Source organism: Azorhizobium sp. AG788, assembly GCF_943371865.1.
Lineage (GTDB): Bacteria > Pseudomonadota > Alphaproteobacteria > Rhizobiales > Xanthobacteraceae > Azorhizobium.
This window is the reverse complement of record NZ_CALRWL010000072.1, coordinates 1-18,123: the sequence shown is the minus strand read 5'-3', so window position 1 is coordinate 18,123 and position 18,123 is coordinate 1. Positions and strand designations below refer to the sequence as shown.

17 protein-coding genes are annotated in these 18,123 nt (G+C 67.8%); 3 read left to right on the top strand and 14 right to left on the bottom strand.

Going from position 1 to position 18,123, the window contains the following annotated elements:
• Positions 1 to 272: 272 nt before the first annotated feature.
• From AAG816_RS25795 to AAG816_RS25780, 4 genes are all read right to left on the bottom strand, one after another.
• Positions 273 to 3,173: an EAL domain-containing protein gene (locus AAG816_RS25795; protein WP_341992582.1), complete on the bottom strand. Its 2,901-nt coding sequence runs from the start codon at positions 3,171 to 3,173 to the stop codon at positions 273 to 275.
• Between the two features lie 191 nt (positions 3,174 to 3,364).
• Complete coding sequence (locus AAG816_RS25790) at positions 3,365 to 4,153, bottom strand: hypothetical protein (protein WP_341992581.1); 789 nt, start codon at positions 4,151 to 4,153, stop codon at positions 3,365 to 3,367.
• A gap of 9 nt (positions 4,154 to 4,162) precedes the next feature.
• A complete protein-coding gene (locus AAG816_RS25785) occupies positions 4,163 to 4,345 on the bottom strand; it encodes a hypothetical protein (protein ID WP_341992580.1) in 183 nt (60 codons plus the stop codon).
• A gap of 96 nt (positions 4,346 to 4,441) precedes the next feature.
• Positions 4,442 to 5,446 (bottom strand): NAD(P)H-quinone oxidoreductase, encoded by a 1,005-nt coding sequence (locus AAG816_RS25780; RefSeq protein ID WP_341992579.1) that lies wholly within the window; start codon positions 5,444 to 5,446, stop codon positions 4,442 to 4,444.
• 192 nt (positions 5,447 to 5,638) lie between these two features.
• On the opposite strand from AAG816_RS25780, the gene AAG816_RS25775 reads away from it, so the two are divergent.
• The gene (locus tag AAG816_RS25775) at positions 5,639 to 5,824 is read left to right on the top strand and encodes a DUF1192 domain-containing protein (RefSeq protein WP_341992578.1); all 186 of its coding nucleotides are present in this window, start codon (positions 5,639 to 5,641) and stop codon (positions 5,822 to 5,824) included.
• Positions 5,825 to 6,240: 416 nt separating this feature from the next.
• Positions 6,241 to 6,738, top strand: coding sequence for a DUF1465 family protein (locus tag AAG816_RS25770; protein ID WP_341992577.1), 498 nt, complete (start codon positions 6,241 to 6,243; stop codon positions 6,736 to 6,738).
• 53 nt (positions 6,739 to 6,791) lie between these two features.
• Here AAG816_RS25770 and rpmE read toward each other — a convergent pair whose 3' ends face one another.
• Positions 6,792 to 7,016: a 50S ribosomal protein L31 gene (gene rpmE / locus AAG816_RS25765; RefSeq protein WP_341992576.1), complete on the bottom strand. Its 225-nt coding sequence runs from the start codon at positions 7,014 to 7,016 to the stop codon at positions 6,792 to 6,794.
• A gap of 131 nt (positions 7,017 to 7,147) precedes the next feature.
• Between rpmE and AAG816_RS25760 the strand changes: the two genes are divergently transcribed.
• Positions 7,148 to 8,917, top strand: coding sequence for an ABC transporter transmembrane domain-containing protein (locus tag AAG816_RS25760; RefSeq protein ID WP_341992575.1), 1,770 nt, complete (start codon positions 7,148 to 7,150; stop codon positions 8,915 to 8,917).
• Positions 8,918 to 8,924: 7 nt separating this feature from the next.
• Here AAG816_RS25760 and AAG816_RS25755 read toward each other — a convergent pair whose 3' ends face one another.
• The 9 genes from AAG816_RS25755 to gap form a co-directional block, all read right to left on the bottom strand.
• A complete protein-coding gene (locus tag AAG816_RS25755; protein WP_341992574.1) occupies positions 8,925 to 9,422 on the bottom strand; it encodes a GNAT family N-acetyltransferase in 498 nt (165 codons plus the stop codon).
• Positions 9,419 to 10,438: a peptidoglycan -binding protein gene (locus AAG816_RS25750; protein WP_341992573.1), complete on the bottom strand. Its 1,020-nt coding sequence runs from the start codon at positions 10,436 to 10,438 to the stop codon at positions 9,419 to 9,421. The genes AAG816_RS25755 and AAG816_RS25750 overlap by 4 nt, the downstream gene beginning before the upstream one ends.
• Position 10,439: 1 nt before the next feature.
• Positions 10,440 to 11,534, bottom strand: coding sequence for a flagellar motor protein MotA (locus tag AAG816_RS25745; RefSeq protein WP_341992572.1), 1,095 nt, complete (start codon positions 11,532 to 11,534; stop codon positions 10,440 to 10,442).
• Positions 11,535 to 11,725: 191 nt separating this feature from the next.
• Positions 11,726 to 12,514: an inositol monophosphatase family protein gene (locus AAG816_RS25740; protein WP_341992571.1), complete on the bottom strand. Its 789-nt coding sequence runs from the start codon at positions 12,512 to 12,514 to the stop codon at positions 11,726 to 11,728.
• A 96-nt stretch (positions 12,515 to 12,610) separates the two neighbouring features.
• A complete protein-coding gene (locus AAG816_RS25735; RefSeq protein WP_341992570.1) occupies positions 12,611 to 13,699 on the bottom strand; it encodes a tetratricopeptide repeat protein in 1,089 nt (362 codons plus the stop codon).
• A gap of 41 nt (positions 13,700 to 13,740) precedes the next feature.
• The gene (locus AAG816_RS25730; protein ID WP_341992569.1) at positions 13,741 to 14,358 is read right to left on the bottom strand and encodes a thiamine phosphate synthase; all 618 of its coding nucleotides are present in this window, start codon (positions 14,356 to 14,358) and stop codon (positions 13,741 to 13,743) included.
• A 292-nt stretch (positions 14,359 to 14,650) separates the two neighbouring features.
• Complete coding sequence (locus AAG816_RS25725) at positions 14,651 to 15,676, bottom strand: class I fructose-bisphosphate aldolase (RefSeq protein WP_341992568.1); 1,026 nt, start codon at positions 15,674 to 15,676, stop codon at positions 14,651 to 14,653.
• A 71-nt stretch (positions 15,677 to 15,747) separates the two neighbouring features.
• Entirely contained in the window at positions 15,748 to 16,941 is a 1,194-nt protein-coding gene (locus AAG816_RS25720; protein WP_341992567.1) for a phosphoglycerate kinase, read from the bottom strand.
• A gap of 26 nt (positions 16,942 to 16,967) precedes the next feature.
• Positions 16,968 to 17,975, bottom strand: a complete 1,008-nt coding sequence (gene gap / locus AAG816_RS25715; RefSeq protein ID WP_341992566.1) for a type I glyceraldehyde-3-phosphate dehydrogenase — start codon at positions 17,973 to 17,975, stop codon at positions 16,968 to 16,970.
• Positions 17,976 to 18,123 lie beyond the last annotated feature (148 nt).

Sequence of the window (18,123 nt, the reverse complement as noted above, 5' to 3'; positions counted from 1 at the left end):
GGCCAATCTCGCCATCGTCAATCGCTGGGCCCTCAACATCGCCAACCGGATCGACGACCCAAAGACCCCCATCCGAAGGCGCTTCAAGCGCTGCGCATGGGAAGACGACTACCTCATCCGAGCCCTCGCCCATATGCGATAGCCCTGCCGCAAGGGGGGAGGGGGTGCCGTCGGGATCCGCAAGGGGGGCCGCCGGCGGGCGCTGCTCGCGCTAATCTCAGTGTGAAAACAAAACCCAGCCGGCGGTCGTGAAGATCCCGCCCTTGCCTACCTCACGCCGTCCGGCGGCGGGTTTCGGCGGGGGAGGGCTCCAGCAGGACGCGGCATTCCTCGGCGGTCAGAGGCTCGCCGAACAAGGTGCCCTGGCCATATTCCGAGCCGAGGCGGGCCATCTCGCCGGCTTCGGTTTCCTTCTCCAGCCCTTCGGCCACCACTTCCATGCCCAGCTGGTGCGCCAGTTCGATCATGGAGCCGATGATGATCGGCCGCGCGGCCCGGGCCGGGCCCTTGGCATTGTCGCGGATGAAGCGCTGGTCGATCTTGATGGTGTCGAACGGGAAGCGCTGCAGATAGGCCAGCGCCGACTGGCCGATGCCGAAATCGTCCATCACCAGCCCGGCACCCAGATCGCGCATGCGATGCAGCATCACCGCCGCATATTCCGGATTCTCCATGGCGAGGGATTCGGCCACTTCCAGCTTCAGCGTGCCCGGCGCCACCACATTGCGGGCCAGCACCGACTTCAGATCCTGGATCAGGTCGTGCCGCAGCAGCTGCCGGGAGGAGACGTTGACGCTCATGAACAGCGGCGGGTCCACCTTGAGGATGCGCTGCCACTGGCCGAGCTGGCGGGCGGCCCGTTCCAGCACGAACAGGCCGAGATCCAGGATCATCCCGGTCTCTTCCGCCACGGTGAGGAATTCGGACGCCGACAATTCGCCCAAGGTGGGATGGCGCCAGCGCATGAAGGCTTCGAAGCCGCCGATGGCCCGGTCGTGCAGGCGCACCACCGGCTGGTAGCGCACGACGATCTCGTCGCGCTCCAGCGCGCGGCGCAGATCGCCTTCCAGCGAGGTGCGGTCGATCTTCTGCTGGCGCATGGCCGGGCGGAACACTTCGATGCGGTCGCCGCCGATGCGCTTGGCGAAATACATCGCCAGTTCCGCATCCTTCAGCACGTCCTCCTGCTTGCCCATGTCCGGGCCGGACAGCACCAGGCCGATGGAGGCGGTGATGAAGATCTCCCGCTCGGCAAAGGTGATGGGCGCGCGCAAGGAGCGGCGCAGGGTGTCGGCAAAGGTGGTGATGCGCTCGGGGTCGCGCTCGGAGAGCAGGATCATGCCGAACTGGTCGGCGGAGATGCGGGCCAGGGTGTCCTGCGGCTTCAACAGCCGCATCAGGCGCCGGGCCACCGTGAGCAGGATGGAATCGCCCACCGCCATGCCCACGGAGACATTGACCTGCTTGAAGCGGTCGATGTCGATGATCATCACCGTGGGCTTCACCGCATCGTCCACGCGGGCGAAGGTCAGGGCCTGCTCCAGCCGGTCGAGGAACAGTTCGCGATTGGCAAGGCCGGTGAGATTGTCGCGCACCGCGTCATGCAGCAGCCGCTCGGCCGCCACCCGCTCGCCGGTGACGTCGGAGAGCGCGCCGATGCAGCGCACCACCTCGCCGTCCGCACCCACCACCGGGCGGGCGCGCAGGTTGAAGGTGAGATAGTGGCCGTCGATGGCCCGCAGCCGGAAATCCTGGTCGATGCGGCCGCGGCGCTGGTCGATGATGCCGTCCAGCGTCGCGCGGAAGCGGTCGCGGTCGGCGGGGTGCAGCACCTCCAGCCAGCCGGCGGCCTCGGTGGCCAGCGAATGGCGCTTGAGGCCGAGGGCCTCTTCCGCCTCGGGCGAGACATAGATGCGGTCGCTGTCCACATCCCAGTCCCAGACGATGTAACCGGAGCCCGCCAGCGCCAGCGCCCGGCGCTCCAGATCGGAGGTGGAGCCCTGGATGGCGCCGACGCCGGCAAAGGCGTGCTGCATCACCGTGAAGCCGATCAGCATCACGATCAGCACCAGGCCGCCGGAGAGGGCCGGGGCCACCAGATCGTTGGTGACGACGCCGGCCACCGTCATGCCGGCCATCACCACCCACACCACCAAGAGCATCCAGGTGGGGATGATGAGCACCGCGCGGTCATAGCCGTGCTGCGACAGCCAGATCACCACCAGCAATCCGGCCACGGCGACGCCCGCCAGCGACAGGCGGGCGATGCCGGCGGCCACCGGGGCATCCAGCAGCGCCACGGCCACCAGCGCCGCCAGGAAGGCGAGCCAGCCGGCGGCCACATGCACATAGCGCACATGCCAGCGGTTGAGATTGAGATAGGCGAACAGGAACACCAGCAAGGTGGCGGTCAGCACCGCCTCGCCGGCGGCGCGCCAGAATTGCTCGGCCACCGGGGACAGGCCGAACACCTTCGACCAGAACGAGAAGTCGAGGCCGATATAGCCCAGCACCGCCCAGGCCAGCGCCGCGGCGGCGGGGAACATCACCGAGCCCTTCACCACGAACAGGATGGTGAGGAACAGGGCCAGCAGGCCGGCGATGCCGATGACGATGCCGTGGTAGAGGGTGAAGGAGTTGACCTTGTCCTTGTAGGCGTCCGGCTGCCACAGATAGAGCTGCGGCAGATTGGGGCCGGCCAGTTCGGCCACGAAGGTCACGGTGGTGCCGGGGTCGAGGGTCACCAGGAACACGTCGGCGTCGGGGGCGTTCTGCCGCTCCGGCTTGAAGCCCTGGCTGGGGGTGAGCGAGAGCACGCGGCGATTGCCCAGGTCCGGCCAGAACAGGCCCGAGCCCACCATGCGGTAGAACGGCGCGACGATGAGGCGGTCCACCTGCTCGTCGGTATTGTTGGAGAGCGCGAAGGCGACCCAGTTCGGGTTCGGCCGGCCGTCGGAGGAGCGCACTTCGATGCGGCGCACGATGCCGTCGGAGCCCGGCGCGGTGGAGATCTGCACCCGCTCATTCTCGGTGCGCAGCCGTTCCACGGCGGGCAGGAGATCGGTCACCTTGGCATCGAGGCGCACCGCGATGGCTTCCACCGCATGCGCAGGGGGCGCGGCCAGCGACAGCGCTGCCAAAACGACCAGGCAAAAGGCAAACAAGGAACGCAACGGCAAGCCTCCGCACCCGGAGAGCCACCGGGACGAGTTGCGATCAGTAGCCTCGCCGCGCGGCTGGAGCAAGGCGGGGACGGTCTCCCTCCGGCATCTCTGGTGGTCTGGTACGGTATGACGAAGCGTCAGACCATCCGGAGTGTGCGCGAGGTCGCAGACCCGCCGACAGGAGACATGGGCGCCTTGGTTCAAACGGGGTCGTTCGCGAGATGCCTCAGCGCGTCTTCCAGCGCCGCCTCATCACCGGGGGCGGGCTGGATGCGCGCGCTCTTGGCAAAGGCCACATTGGCGATGCTGCCGCCGTCGATGGCAATGTAGTTCCAGTCCTGCGTCCGCACCTGCTCGTCGTCAAAGAGCGACAGTCCATCGTAGGTCTGCGGGACTTTCTTTCCAAAATCCATGATGAAGCGGTTGGCCGACGACAGCACGATGTAGGAGAATTTGCCCTCCGAATTGAGCCGGAAGTCGCGCAACAGTCCTCGGTACATCAAGACTTTGTTATTGTTGGACATGTTCGTCATGACATAGGCCGTCACCACGCGGGTGCTGCTGGGGCGCAAGTCATTGGCCCAGGGATGGCTGGCAAGGAAGGTGAGGCGCCCACTCTGGACCACCCTGGCAACGCCGAGGCCGGCGCCATAGCCGACGATGGAAAGGGCGATGACATAGACCGTCGTTTCGACGATCAGCAGTTCCAGGTCGCGTTTCAGAAACACGGCCTTGCCGTCGTAAAATTCGAACACGCTGGTCAAGGTGGGATAGGGCATCTCCGGCGCCATGAGCACCAGGCCCTGGAATATCAGCCATGCGATCAGGTGCAGGGTGCCGGAGACGAGCAGCGCAGTGGCAATCTCGCCGACCGCATTCGCCTTGATGATGTCCTTGGTGAAATGATCTTTTTTGGCCAGCGCTGACAGAAAAGCGGCCCCCGGCAGCAGGAGGGCGATGATCAGGATCGTGGTCCACGCCCAGGACATGCCGGCGACTTACGCCGCCTGCTTTGTCTCGATCTTGCTGCGGTGCTCGATGATGTAGGCAATGATCTTGCCGAGGCCCGCCTTGCCGGAGCGGGAGTCCGTGGATTTGCGTATGGCCTCTTGCACGAGGTCCACATTTCCAAGCGCGAGACGTGCGAGTTTCTCGTCGAGTCCGCCGGATTTGCGCGCCATGAACATTTCCGCCTCCGAAACTGCGACGCATACCTTCTCAGTACGAGAAAGCATGCCACCGCAATTGTTCACAAACAATGGCGAAATCCGCCAGGCTCAATCCACCAGCAGGACGATCTTGCCGATGTGGGTGCTGCCTTCCATGTGGGCATGGGCGGCGGCGGCCTCAACCAGCGGGAAGGTGGCGTCGATCAGGGGATGCACGGCGCCTTCGGCCAGAAGCGGCCACACCTTCTCCTCCAGCGCGCTGGCGATCAGCGCCTTCTCCGCCACCGGGCGTGACCGCAAGGTGGAGCCGGTGTGGGTCAGGCGCTTGAGCATCACCCGCATGAAGTCGATCTGCACCTTGGAGCCCTGCTGGAAGGCGATCTGCACGATGCGCCCATCCACCGCCGCGGCCTCGTAATTGCGGGCGATATAGGGGCCGCCCACCATGTCGAGGATTACGTCCACGCCCTTGCCGCCGGTGGCGCTCTTCACCTCGGCGACGAAATCCTGGCTGTTGTAGTCGATGGCCAGATCCGCCCCGAGCTTGGTGGCGGCGGCGCATTTTTCCGCCGACCCCACGGTGACGAACACCTTGGCGCCGAACGCCTTGGCCAGCTGGATCGCCGTGGTGCCGATGCCGCTGGTGCCGCCGTGGACCAGCAGCGTCTCCCCGGCCTGGAGGCGGCCGCGATCAAACACATTGCTCCAGACGGTGAAGAAGGTTTCCGGCAAGGCTGCCGCCTGCTGCGCCGACAGCCCCTCGGGGATCGGCAGCGCCGTGTGGGCGGAGGTCACGCAATATTGAGCATAGCCGCCCCCCGTCACCAGGGCGCAGACCCGGTCGCCCACCTTGAAGCGGCCGGCCTCGGCGCCGGTGGCCACCACCGTGCCGGCGATCTCCAGGCCGGGAATGTCCGAGGCGCCGGCCGGCGGCGGATAGAGGCCCTTGCGCTGCATCACGTCGGGCCGGTTGACGCCGGCGGCGTCCACCTTCACCAGCAGTTCACCGGGGGCGGGCTGCGGCACCGGGCGCTCGCCGGGCACCAGCGCCTCGGGGCCGCCGGGGACGGGGATGGTGATGGCGGTCATGGTGGCGGGGATCGGCTGGGTCATGGTGGCTCCCATGGCGGAAGGGATAAGCGGAACAGGGCACGCGGTCTGAGACCGCGGCGGCGGCAGCGGGCCGGGCCGTGTGCACGCGCGTCAGGGCCGCGATGCGATCGCCGCTCTAGTATCCCATCCCGGAGCCGGCGAAAATGGAAACCTGCCGCCCGTTGGGCGCGGCGCGCCAACCGGGAGACCCACATGGATGACGACAGACCGCGGCCCGTTCCCACAGCGATTCAGCCGGGGGCGGACCTGACCCCGCTGTCGGTGGAGGAGATCGAGGCGCGCATCGCGCTGCTGCAAGCGGAAATCCTGCGCCTGGAAGCGGCCCTGGTGGGCAAGCGGGCGTCGCGCTCCGCCGCCGATGCGGTGTTCAAGCTGTAGCGAGGCCGTCTTCGCGTCCTGTGGATGAGCGCCCCGCGCTTGCCTGATGCGGTGACCTCATGCTTCTGTGTCAGGGGATGCTGGCCCGCGAACATGGGCCACGCGTCTATGGGCCAAGCGTCCATGGACCAAGCGTCCAGCGCGTTTATTTCCGCGCTGACCTTTTTGCGTGGCGCCGGCCACACGGGCAGCGCCTTTGTCATCGGCGCCTTCAACCGAACGTGAGCCGGCTCTGCCTTGCCCTTGACCCGATCCGGACGTTGGATCGTGGTGAGGGAATCGAAGTGTTCAACGTTTTGTTCTGAGACTTGGGTTTTTCAATTCCCTCTTGCGAGCCTGCGCTTTAGCGCCCATTTGCTGTGCACCAGGGGGGTGCTTTGACAAGGCGGCGTCGTGTTCGCCGGTTGGGAGTAAGCATGACCGCCTCCGCGGACCCGGCCTCTGGCCCCTTCGCCGCGCTGTACGATGACGGCCTGGATCTGGCATCGCGTCTCAGCGCCTATCTCAGTGGTCCCGGCCGGGACTACGCCCTTGACCTGCCTTTGAACGCCCGTCTGGCCTATCACGACGAAGCCCGCGAACTCACCACGCTGCTGCTGCAACTGGCGGCGTGGCTGCTGATGGAGCGGGCGGTGGCGGAAGGGGAGATGACGGTGGCCTATGCCCGCGACGAGGCGGAGGCGCTGGAATTGCGGCCGCGTCGGGCACCGGGGCCGTTGGGCATTCCCGATGGCATGCGGGCGCTGCGCGCCGAGGCTGAATTGCTGCGGCTGCGGGTGGTGGCCCGCGCCGAGCATCTGCTCACCATGGGTGAGCGTCCCCCCGAGCACCATATGCCGTCTCCGGCGCCAGCTTCGGGGGCAACTTATCTGCGCCTGGTCTCTGATTCCGACGTACCACCGGTGCGACCCTAGCGCGCAGTGCGCGCCGGGTCGCTACCGTGTCCGATCCGGTCAGGACCCGGGCCTCAGCCCTTCAGAAGGTCGCCGAACTTGTTCTTGAAGCGCGAAACGCGGCCACCGCGGTCGAGCATCTGATGGGTGCCGCCGGTCCACGCGGGATGGGTGCGGGGATCAATATCCAGCTGAAGGGTGTCGCCCTCCTTGCCGAAGGTCGACCGTGTCGTGTAGTCGGTGCCGTCCGTCATCACGACTTTGATGAAGTGATAATCGGGATGGATGTCGCTTTTCATGAGTTGCGTCCTTCTCGCCGCGCCGAGCCAGGGCCCCGCACTGGTGTGATTTCGTTTCCTGCCGGAAGTCGCGGGTCTATAGCCGAGAGGTCGCGTTGACACAAGTCGAGACCTCATCCGCCGTGGGGGGAATGACACCCACAGCGTCGAAATCCCGCCGCAGCCTGCGCCCCCTCGGGCATTTGCTGCCCTATCTGCTGCGCTATCGCGGCCGCGTCGCCTTGGCGGTGGTGGCCCTGGTGGTGGCCGCCATGGCCACGCTCGCCATGCCGGTGGCGGTGCGCCGCATGATCGATTTCGGCTTCGCCGCCGATCATGCCGGCCTCATCGACCGCTATTTCGCGGTGCTCGTCGCCGTGGTGGCGGTGCTCGCGGCGGCCTCCGCAGCCCGCTATTATCTGGTGACCACGCTGGGCGAGCGGGTGGTGGCGGATCTGCGCAATGCGGTGTTCGCCCATCTCACCACCCTGGACGGCGCCTTCTATGACACCGCCCGCTCCGGCGAACTGACCTCGCGCCTCGCCGCCGACACCACCCAGATCAAGGCCGCCGTGGGCGCCTCGGCCTCCGTCGCCTTGCGCAACCTGGTGATGTGCATCGGCGCGGTGGTGATGATGGTCATCACCAGCCCGCGCCTGTCGGGCCTGGTGCTGATCGCCATTCCCATCATCGTGCTGCCGCTGGTGGCGTCCGGCCGGCAGGTGCGCAAGCGCTCGCGGGCGGCGCAGGATGCGCTGGCGGATGCCTCCGCTTATGCCTCCGAGGCCATCGGCGCCATGCGGGCGCTGCAATCGGCCTCGGCGGAACCCGCCGCCAAGCGCCGTTTCGATGGCGCGGTGGAACTGGCCTTCGCCGCCGCCCGCGACGCCACCCGCGCCCGTGCGGCGCTCACCGGGGTGGCCATCTTCCTGGTGTTCGCCTCGGTGGTGGCGATCCTGTGGACCGGCGCGCAATCGGTGATGGCCGGCACCATGTCGTCGGGGCAATTGGGGCAGTTCGTGCTCTATGCGGTGCTTGCCGCCAGCGGCCTTGGGGAATTGTCCCAGGTGTGGGGCGAAGTCTCCGCCGCCGCCGGTGCCGCCGAGCGCATCGGCGAACTGCTGCAGATCGAGCCGGCGGTGCGGGCCCCGGCCCATCCGGCGCCGCTGCCGGCCCGGGTGTCCGGCGCGATCCGGTTCGAGAACGTGCATTTCTCCTATCCCAGCCGTCCGGATGTGGTGGCGCTGCATGGCGTCTCCTTCACCGTGCGGCCCGGCGAGCGGGTGGCGCTGGTGGGCCCCTCCGGCGCCGGCAAGAGCACGGTGTTCCAGTTGCTGGAGCGCTTCTATGACCCGCAAGGCGGGCAGGTGACGCTGGACGGCATCGACATTGCCGCCTGCGATCCGGTGGCGGTGCGCCGCCAGATCGCCTTCGTGCCGCAGGAGGTGGCGATCTTCGGCGATACGGTGCGCGAGAACATCCGCCTCGCCCAGCCAGACGCCAGTGATGCGGAAGTGGAAGCCGCCGGCCGCGAAGCGGTGGTGGATGAATTCGTCGCCCGCCTGCCCGAGGGCTGGGACACCGCGGTCGGGGAGCGCGGCGTGACCCTGTCCGGCGGCCAGCGCCAGCGCATCGTCATCGCCCGCGCCATTCTGCGCGCCGCGCCCATCCTGCTGCTGGACGAGGCCACGTCCGCTCTGGACGCGGAAAGCGAGACCCTGGTGCAGACCGCTTTGGACCGCTCCATGGAAGGGCGCACCACGGTGGTGATCGCCCATCGCCTTGCCACCGTTCTGTCCGCGGACCGCATCCTGGTGATGGAAGGTGGGCGGATCGTCGACGAGGGCACCCATAACGAACTGGTGGCCAAGGGCGGGCTCTATGCCCGCCTCGCGGCACTGCAGTTCGCGGCGGTGGCCTGAGGCTGGCTCAGCCTTCGGCCGGTGACGGCTTGGGCGTCCATTCCATCCGCCAGGTGGTGCGCCCGGACATGGGATTGGCGCCGGCGGAGGTGATCTCCAGCCCGGCCCGGCGATAGAAGGCCACCGCCCGGGGATTGTCCTGGTTCACATCCAGCACGATGCCCGCGGGCGATGCGCTCCGCGCCGCCGCCATCAGGGCTTCCGCCGCGCCGCGCCCCCAATAGGCGGGCGCTACCGCCAATTGGTCCAGATAGCGGCTGACGGGCTCGATCATTACGAAGCCGGCGAGGATGCCGGTGGCGATCTCCTGCGCCACCAGGATGCGGGTGCCGCCGGCGGTGAGCGTCTCCACATGCTGGAGAAACCACGGGCGGCGGGCCTCGAAATCGATGTCGGGCATGGTCAGCGCCCAGCTGGCCACCCACAGATCCGCCGCGGGCGTCAGGTCCGCCGCCGCGAACGGGCGAATGGTGAAGCCGGTGGCGTCCTGCGGCAACGCGCTCACCGTTCGGTCAGCTTCAATTCGATGCGGCGGTTGCGGGACAGCGCGTCGTCCGCGGTGCCGGTGTCGATGGGCTGATATTCGCCAAAGCCCGCGGCGATCAGATGCCGGGGCTGCACGCCCTTGGCGATCAGATACTGCACCACGGCGATGGCGCGGGCGGCGGACAATTCCCAGTTGGAGGGGAATTGCGGGGTGGAGATGGGGCGGCTGTCGGTGTGGCCGTCCACCCGCAGCGCCCAATTGATATCGGGCGGGATCTGCTTTTCCAGCTCCAGGATGGCCGAGGCCAGCTTGTCCAGCTCCTGCAGCGCCTCGGGGCGCGGCACGGCGGCGCCGCGATCGAAGAACACCTCCGACTGGAACACGAAGCGGTCGCCGATGATGCGGATGTCCGGGCGGTTGCCCAGAATGTCCCGCAGCCGGCCGAAGAATTCCGAGCGGAACCGGCTCAGCTCCTGCACCCGCTGCGCCAGGGCGACGTTCAGCCGCTTGCCGAGATCGGCGATCTTGGTCTGGCTTTCCGTGTCGCGCTTTTCCGAGACGTTGAGCGCCTCTTCCAAAGCGGCCATCTGGCGGCGCAAAGCGGAGATCTGCTGGTTCAGCAAATCAATCTGGGAGAGCGCCCGCCCGGCGGCATCCTTCTGCATGTCCACTTCACGGGACAAGGCCGCCTCGCGGGAGGGGTCGGGGGTGGTGGGGGCGGGGCCGGCGGCGGCCTTCAGGCGGTCGCGTTCGGCCTCGGTGGCCTGGAGGCTGGCGCGCAAGGCGCTCATCTCGCCTTCCTGGGATTGGCCGGTGGCGCGCTCCAGGGACAGAAGTTCGGTCAATTGGCGGATCTGCGATTGCAGGCGCTGGAGCACATTGTCCTTGCCGGCCATGTCCTGGGTCAGGAAGAACTGGCTGACCATGAACACCGACAGCAGGAAGATGAACACCAGCAGCAGGGTGGACAGAGCGTCCACGAAGCCCGGCCAGTAGTCGATGGTGCGCTCGCGGCCGCGCCGGCCCAGCGCCATGTCAGCTCCTCCCGGTGCCGCGGGTCCCAGGGTCGTCGGTGGCGTTCAGCGCCCGTTCCAGGCGCTCGATCAGCCGCCGGATGTCCGCCTGCTGCGCCGCCTGGGCCTCGGCCATCTGCTTGAGCACCACATGCTCGGAGCGCATGTGGGTGACGAGGCCCTGGAGGCTTTCCGCCAGATGGCCCACCGCGCTGGTAACCCGCTGCGAGCCGGCTTCCGTCATGGTGCGCTCCAGGCGCTCCATGGCGCTCACCAGCGGCTCGATGTTCAAGGCCGGCGGCGGCGGCAGCAGAGCGGTGACCGGGCGGGTGTCCGGGACGACCTCCTGGCGCTCCATCACCGTCACCGGACGGGCCGGGGCGGACGCCATGCCGGAGTCGAGATCGCGCACGGTGGTGGAGAGCCAGTCTTCCAGGTCGGTGTAAAAGCGGGTCTGGGCCTGGCTGGCCTGCAGGTCGAGGAAGCCCAGCACCAGAGAACCGGCCAGACCAAACAGGGAGGACGAGAACGAAATGCCCATGCCCGCCAGCGGCGCGGCAAGGCCGGTCTTCATCTCCTCGAACACCGAGCCGGTGTCGGGGCCGACCTGAAGCGAGGAGATCACCCCGCCGATGGAGCTGACGGTCTCCAAGAGGCCCCAGAAGGTGCCCAGCAGGCCGAGGAAGACCAGAAGGCCCGTGAGGTAGCGGGCGGTATCGCGCGCCTCGTCCAGGCGGGTGCCGATGGAATCCAGGATCGACCGCATGGTGGCCTGAGAGATGGACATCCGGCCCATGCGGTCGCCCAGCAAGGCAGCCATGGGCGCCAGCAGGGTGGGCGGGCGCGACACCGCCAGGCCCGGATCCGACAGGCGGAAGGAGTTGACCCACTCCACCTCGGGAAACAGCCGGGCGATCTGGCGGATGGCCAGGATGATGCCGATGGCCAAGACGCCGAAGATGACGCCGTTCAGCCCCGGATTGTTCAGGAAGGCGGCGAGAATCTGCTTGTAGAGCACCGCCGCCAAGGCGGCGCAGAGCAGAACGAAAATGACGATCCGCACCAGGAAGATGCGCGGAGAGGAAACCTTCAAGAAAGGATCGACGACCCGCGCCATGCTCGCTCCAGCTTGTCTTCCCCGCGATTCGAACTATCGCATACCAGACCCTAAAAGGAACCTGATGACATCACGTTCCGTCATTGGCCGGGCACTTTTGAGCGCATCTGAACGGTATCCGGTACTTAAAGGCACCGGATCAACCGTGGGCTGTGCTGTGGCGCCGGCCCGAAAGCCGGCGCAGCTTCAGCTCAGGCCTTCTTGAGCAGCTTGATCAGGTCTTCGCGGATCACTTCATTGCCGGCGATGATGTGGCCCTTGTCCAGGCTCTGGTCGCCGCCGTCGAGATCGGAAACATAGCCGCCGGCTTCGCGGATCAGGATCACGCCCGCCGCCATGTCCCAGGGCGAGAGATCGCGCTCCCAGAAGCCGTCGAAGCGGCCCGCGGCCACCCAGGCCAGATCCAGCGCCGCCGCGCCGGTGCGGCGCACGCCGGCCACCTGCGACTGCACCAACGCCAGTTCCTTCTGGAACTTGGCGTGATCGCCGCGTCCCAGATGGGGAATGCCGCAGCCCACCACGCTGTCCGACAGCTTCCGCCGCGCCGCCACCCGCAGGCGGCGGTCGTTCAGATAGGCGCCCTGGCCCTTCTCGGCCACATAGAGCTCATCGCTGACCGGATTGAAGATCACGCCGGCGAACGGCACGCCATTGCGCACCAGCGCCAGCGAGATGGCGAACAAGGGAATGCCGTGGAGGAAGTTGGTGGTGCCGTCCAGCGGGTCCACCACCCACTCATTGGCGGGGTCGGTGCCTTCCACCCGGCCGCGCTCTTCCATGGTGAAGCCATAGCCGGGGCGGGCGCGGGAGAGTTCCGCGAACAGCGTGTCTTCCGCCTTCCGATCCGCCGAGGAGACGAAGTTCGCCGGCCCCTTCAGCGAGACCTGCAAATTCTCCACCTCGCCAAAATCGCGGACGAGGGCGCGGCCGGCCTTGCGGACGGCCTGGACCATGACGGTAATCAGGGGCGAGCGGATCATGCGGAACGGGTTCCTGGCGGGCCGGACGCACCAGAGGGCGCCGTTGCCGTGACGGAGGGAAGCGAAGCGCTCGTGTGCCCCCCTCTCATGGCGACGTCAAGGCAAGCTTCCGCTTGCCCCCCATGCGCGCACAAGGGTCTCGGCCTTCTTCTTGTCCTCGGGGGACAGGCTGGCGACGACCCCATCCAGGTAAGGATCGCCCAATCCCTTGCTCTTGGCCATCAGATGCCAGGTGGCGGCCATGACCTTGTCCTGCGCGGTTCCGCGCCCCACCGAGAGCAGGCGGGCGTAGCGATTCTGGGCGATGGCATTGCCCGCCAGCGCGGCCTTGCGGAACAGAGCGGCGGCGGCGGCTTCGTCCTTCGGCACGCCATCGCCGTTGAAAATCGCGATGGCATATTCCACCTGCGCCGTCACATGGCCCTGGTCGGCGGCGGCCCGCAGCAGCTTCAGCGCTGTTACGGAGTCCGGCGGCACGCCGTTGCCCTCCTTCAGCTGGACGGACAGGGCATATTGCGCATCGGGCACCCCGCCGTCGGCGGCGACCTTGAACCATTTGGCCGCCTGGCCGAAATCCTGCGGCACCGCCTCGCCCTGGAGGTTCAGCAGGCCAAGATTATAGGCGGCGGAGGGATTGCCCTTGCGCGCCGCCTGATCGAACAATTGCGCCGCCGCCTTGGTGTCGCGGGGGATGCCGTCCCCCATCAGATCCATCATGCCGAGGGCGAACATGGCATCCGCCGAGCCCTCCTTGATGGCGCGCCGATACCAGTCCGCCGCCTTGGCCGGATCGCGGGGCACGCCCAGCCCGCGGGAGTAAAGCTCGCCCATCAGCACCATGGCGGGCACATCGGTGCCGGCCTGGGTGCGTCGCACCGCTGCCCGGAATGCGGTCATGTACAGGCCGCGCTGGTAGGCGCCATAGGCGACGTCGCCGGTCTCGGTGACCGGGGGCGGCGGGGGCGCCATGGTCGGCGTTGCCGGAGCGGCGGGTTTGGCGGCCGGCTTGGCCGCCGGTTTCGCGGGAGCGGTGGCGGCGGGCTTGTCCTGCGCCAGCGCGCCGTGGCCGGCGCCGAGCGCCAGAACGAGCGCCAAGCCGAGCGCCGGGACACAGGCCCGCATCAGGGCCGATAGCCCGAGCAGCCGGTGCAGCGATCCGCCGCGGCGGCTGCGGGCTGCGGGCATGGGGCGGTGCGAACGGAGACCGGCGCTGTGCCGCGGCGCCGTCATGCGCGACCCTCAAGGGTGGCGATATGCCGGTCCACGGACTGAATGAGCGCGGCGCCGTCGGCGCCCGCCGGCAGGCGGGCCAGCGCGATGAAGTCGGCGCCCGCCGCCGCCAGGGCTTCGGCCTCCGCCAAAGTGGTGGCGACGCCGACGCAGGGCACCTCGAACACTTCCGCCCACCAGTCCACCAGCGCCACCGTCGGGGCGATGTCGTCGGAGCCGTCGGTCTTGCCGAACAGGATATAGTCGGCCCCGGCTTCGCCGGCCTCCATGGCGTCATGGCGGGTCGGCAGGCCCGCGCCGGCGATGCCGTCGGGCTTCACGGCGGGCAAAGCACGGGCGAGCGCGTCGAGGCTGTCCACATGCACGCCGTCGGCCTTGATGGCGGCGGCAAGGTCCACCCGGTCCTCCACCAGGAAGGCGGCACCGGCCTCCTGCACCACTTCGGCCAGGGCGCGCAGCGTGGCGATCGCCTGGGCTTCAGGCCCGGCGGGCAGCGGCACGATCACCGCCGCCACGTCCCCGGCTTTGACCCAAGCCGAGGCATCGTCGGCGGAGATCGCCGGCGGCAGGATGAGCATGAGGCGGCAATGCGGAAGCACCGGAGCGTGAGGCATGGGCGATCGGTCGACCAAAAAGCGGGCAAAAGCGGGGCTGAGGGATCCAAGGTTGGAGCCGCAGCCCGGTGGATCGAAATATTCGTCAGGGCCGGTCCGCCCGGCACCGGGGCGGGACACGCCCATCACCCGTCTTGCGCGGGCAACGGGGGCACGCCCCGCTCTATGACACGGCAGGCCCCATAAGCAAGAGCCCGTGCTCCCTGGCGGGAGGACGGGCTCTCGGTAAAGGCGCGCGGCACGCCGGGCGCCGCGCGAATTGTGAGTCGCCTGAATTCAGGCGGCCTGTGACTCAGGCGGCCTTCTTGGCTTCCTGCTCGGCGCTCCACTGGCCCAGAGCGGCCAGCGAGTTCATGCGGGCGCGGTGGGTGAAGGCGGCCTGGGCGGCGGCGACATTCTCGGCCTTGCCGGCCCATGCCTTCTGCGGCGCGGCCTGGAGGGCGCGGCCGTAGGAATACGTCAGCTTCCAGGGCAGGTTGCCCAGCTTGACCATGGCGTCCAGATGGGCGGTGGCGTCCTGGTCCGACTGGCCGCCGGAGAGGAAGGCGATGCCCGGCACGGTGGACGGCACGTGCGACTTCAGCACCCGCACGGTCTTCTCGGCCACTTCCTCGATGGAGGCCTGGGTGCGGGCCTTCTTGCCCGGCACGATCATGTTGGGCTTCAGCACGATGCCTTCCAGGCGCACGCGCTGAGCGTAAAGCTCATCGAATACAACCTTGAGCACATAGTCGGTGACTTCGTAGCAGCGCTCGATGCCATGGTCGCCGTCCATCAGCACTTCCGGCTCGACGATGGGGACGATGTTGGCTTCCTGGCACAAAGCCGCATAGCGGGCCAGCGCATGGGCATTGGCGGCCACCGCGCCCGGGGTGGGGATGCCGGCGCCGATGTCGATCACGCCGCGCCACTTCGCGAAGCGGGCGCCGAGGTCGTAATATTCCTTCAGGCGACCGGCGAGGCCGTCGAGGCCTTCGGTGATGGTCTCGCCGGGGAAGCCGGCCATGGGCTTGGCGCCGGCATCCACCTTGATGCCGGGGATGGAGCCGGCGTTCTGGATCAGCTGAACCAGCGGGGTGCCGTCCTTGGCCTTCTGGCGGATGGTCTCGTCGAACAGGATGACGCCGGAGATATAGTCCCGCATGGCTTCATCGGACCGGAACATCATCTCGCGATAGTCGCGGCGATTGTCCTCGGTGGATTCGACCCCGATCGCGTCGAACCGCTTCTTGATGGTGCTGGTGCTTTCGTCGGCGGCCAGGATGCCCTTGCCGTCGGCTACCATTTTCTGCGCGATCGCGTCGAGCTCAGCGTTCATGTTCCCTGCCTGTCTTTGAGCCGCCGGGGCGGCGCGTGCCTAGATTATCGGGTTCTTATAACACCAAGGTCTCAGCGCCGCAGCGCCTCGACCCCTGGCAAAGCCTTGCCTTCCAGCCATTCCAGGAAGGCGCCGCCGGCGGTGGAGACGTAGGAGAAATCCTCCGCCGCGCCCGCATGGTTGAGGGCGGCCACCGTATCGCCGCCGCCGGCCACGGAGAGCAGATGCCCCCCGGCGGTGCGCTGGGCCACCGCCTGGGCGATGGCCACGGTGGCGGCATCGAACGGCACCAGCTCGAACGCGCCGAACGGCCCGTTCCACACCACGGTCTTCACCGTCTTGAGCTTGGCCTTCACCAGTTCGATGGTCGCCGGACCGGCATCGAGGATCATCTCGTCATCGGCCACCTGATCCACCGGGACCACGCGATGGGGGGCGTTGGCGGCGAAGGTCTTGGCCACCACCACGTCCACCGGCAGCACGATCTGGCAGCCCTTGGCGGACGCCTCGGCCATGATCTCGCGGGCGGTGGGGGCCAAATCGTGCTCGCAGAGCGACTTGCCCACATTGAGGCCCTGGGCGGCCAGGAAGGTGTTGGCCATGCCGCCACCGATCACCAGCACGTCCACCTTGGCGGTGAGATTGCCCAGCAGTTCCAGCTTGCTGGAGACCTTGGCGCCGCCCACCACCGCCAGCACCGGCCGCTTGGGGGCTTCCAGTGCGTGGGTAAGGGCGTCCAGCTCGCTCTGCATGCTGCGGCCGGCGAAGGCCGGCAGCTGATGCGCCAGCCCCTCGGTGGAGGCATGGGCGCGGTGCGCGGCGGAGAAGGCGTCGTTGACATAGATGTCGCCGAGCGCCGCCAGCTGCTGCACGAAGTCGGCGGCGTTCTTTTCCTCGCCCGCATGGAAGCGGGTGTTTTCCAGCACCAGCACCCCGCCCGCAGGCAAAGCGGCGATGGCCTTGGCGGCGGGTTCGCCGACGCAATCGTCGGCGAAGGCCACGTCCTGGCCCAGGCTTTCCGCCAGTGCCGGCACCACGGGCGCCAGCGACTGGCTGGCATCGCGCTGGCCCTTGGGACGGCCGAAATGCGCCAGCAGGATCGCCTTGCCGCCCGCGCCGGTGATGGCGCGGATGGTGGGCAGGATGGCCTGGATGCGGGTGTCGTCGGTGACGCGCCCGCCATCCATGGGGACATTCAGATCGACACGGACCAGCACCCGTTTGCCGGCGAGGTCCGCGTCATCGAGGGTCCGGAAAGTCGGCATGATGCAGCTCTCCTCCCAGGGGCCGCTCAGCCCAGCTTTCCGAGCGCGACCGCCGTGTCCGCCATGCGGTTGGAGAAGCCCCACTCATTGTCATACCAGGACATCACCCGCACCAGCGTGCCGTCCATGACCTTGGTCTGGTCCATGTGGAAGGTGGAGGAGTGGGGATCATGGTTGAAGTCGATGGAGACGTTGGGCTCCAGCGTATAGCCCAGCACGCCCTTCAGCGGGCCGTCGGCGGCCTGCTTGATGGCGGCGTTGATCTCTTCGATGGTGGTGGCGCGCTTGGCCACGAACTTCAGATCGATCACCGAGACATTGGGGGTCGGCACGCGGATGGAGACGCCGTCCAGCTTGCCCTTCAGCTCGGGCAGCACCAGTCCGACGGCCTTGGCGGCGCCGGTGGAGGTGGGGATCATGGACAGAGCGGCGGCGCGGGCGCGGTAGAGATCCTTGTGCACCTGGTCCAGCGAGGGCTGGTCGTTGGTGTAGGAATGCACCGTGGTCATGAAGCCGTGGACGATGCCGATGGCATCGTTCAGCACCTTGGCCACCGGGGCCAGGCAATTGGTGGTGCAGGACGCGTTGGAGACCACCAGATGGTCGGCGGTCAGCAAATGATGGTTCACCCCATAGACCACGGTGAGGTCGGCGCCGTCGGCGGGGGCGGAGACCAGCACGCGCTTGGCGCCGGCGGTCAGATGGGCGGCTGCCTTGTCGCGGGTGGCGAAGATGCCGGTGCATTCCAGGGCGATGTCCACGCCCAGTTCCTTGTGCGGCAGCTGGGCGGGATCGCGCAGCGCGGTCACCTTGATCTTGCCCTGGCCCACGTCGATGGTATCGCCGTCCACCACAACGGTGGCCGGGAAGCGGCCGTGCACGCTGTCATAGCGCAGCAGATGGGCGTTGGTCTCCACCGGGGCGAGATCGTTGATCGCGACCACCTGAATGTCGGTGCGGCCGGATTCGATGATGGCGCGCAGCACGTTGCGCCCGATGCGACCGAAGCCGTTGATGGCAACCTTCACCGTCATTTTTCCATCCTCCATGCGCCAGCCGCTGAGGGCCGGCCTGATATCGTCGTCCGCCCATCCGCCGGATGGCGCGACCCACGGGTCGCGTCCGATGGCGTGGGCGGCTGGTGCCCAACCTCACGGGCCGAAACTGTGGCGGCGGCGCGGG

Coding starts and splice junctions, on each gene's coding strand:
- AAG816_RS25750 (WP_341992573.1), bottom strand. CDS start 10,438: ATGGCGCTGGGCCGGCGCGGCCGCGAGCGCACCATCGACTACTGGCCG.
- AAG816_RS25775 (WP_341992578.1), top strand. CDS start 5,639: ATGGATGACGACAGACCGCGGCCCGTTCCCACAGCGATTCAGCCGGGG.
- AAG816_RS25760 (WP_341992575.1), top strand. CDS start 7,148: ATGACACCCACAGCGTCGAAATCCCGCCGCAGCCTGCGCCCCCTCGGG.
- AAG816_RS25730 (WP_341992569.1), bottom strand. CDS start 14,358: ATGCCTCACGCTCCGGTGCTTCCGCATTGCCGCCTCATGCTCATCCTG.
- AAG816_RS25725 (WP_341992568.1), bottom strand. CDS start 15,676: ATGAACGCTGAGCTCGACGCGATCGCGCAGAAAATGGTAGCCGACGGC.
- rpmE (WP_341992576.1), bottom strand. CDS start 7,016: ATGAAAAGCGACATCCATCCCGATTATCACTTCATCAAAGTCGTGATG.
- AAG816_RS25740 (WP_341992571.1), bottom strand. CDS start 12,514: ATGATCCGCTCGCCCCTGATTACCGTCATGGTCCAGGCCGTCCGCAAG.
- AAG816_RS25785 (WP_341992580.1), bottom strand. CDS start 4,345: ATGGCGCGCAAATCCGGCGGACTCGACGAGAAACTCGCACGTCTCGCG.
- AAG816_RS25745 (WP_341992572.1), bottom strand. CDS start 11,534: ATGGCGCGGGTCGTCGATCCTTTCTTGAAGGTTTCCTCTCCGCGCATC.
- AAG816_RS25790 (WP_341992581.1), bottom strand. CDS start 4,153: ATGTCCTGGGCGTGGACCACGATCCTGATCATCGCCCTCCTGCTGCCG.
- AAG816_RS25720 (WP_341992567.1), bottom strand. CDS start 16,941: ATGCCGACTTTCCGGACCCTCGATGACGCGGACCTCGCCGGCAAACGG.
- AAG816_RS25770 (WP_341992577.1), top strand. CDS start 6,241: ATGACCGCCTCCGCGGACCCGGCCTCTGGCCCCTTCGCCGCGCTGTAC.
- AAG816_RS25780 (WP_341992579.1), bottom strand. CDS start 5,446: ATGACCCAGCCGATCCCCGCCACCATGACCGCCATCACCATCCCCGTC.
- gap (WP_341992566.1), bottom strand. CDS start 17,975: ATGACGGTGAAGGTTGCCATCAACGGCTTCGGTCGCATCGGGCGCAAC.
- AAG816_RS25735 (WP_341992570.1), bottom strand. CDS start 13,699: ATGCCCGCAGCCCGCAGCCGCCGCGGCGGATCGCTGCACCGGCTGCTC.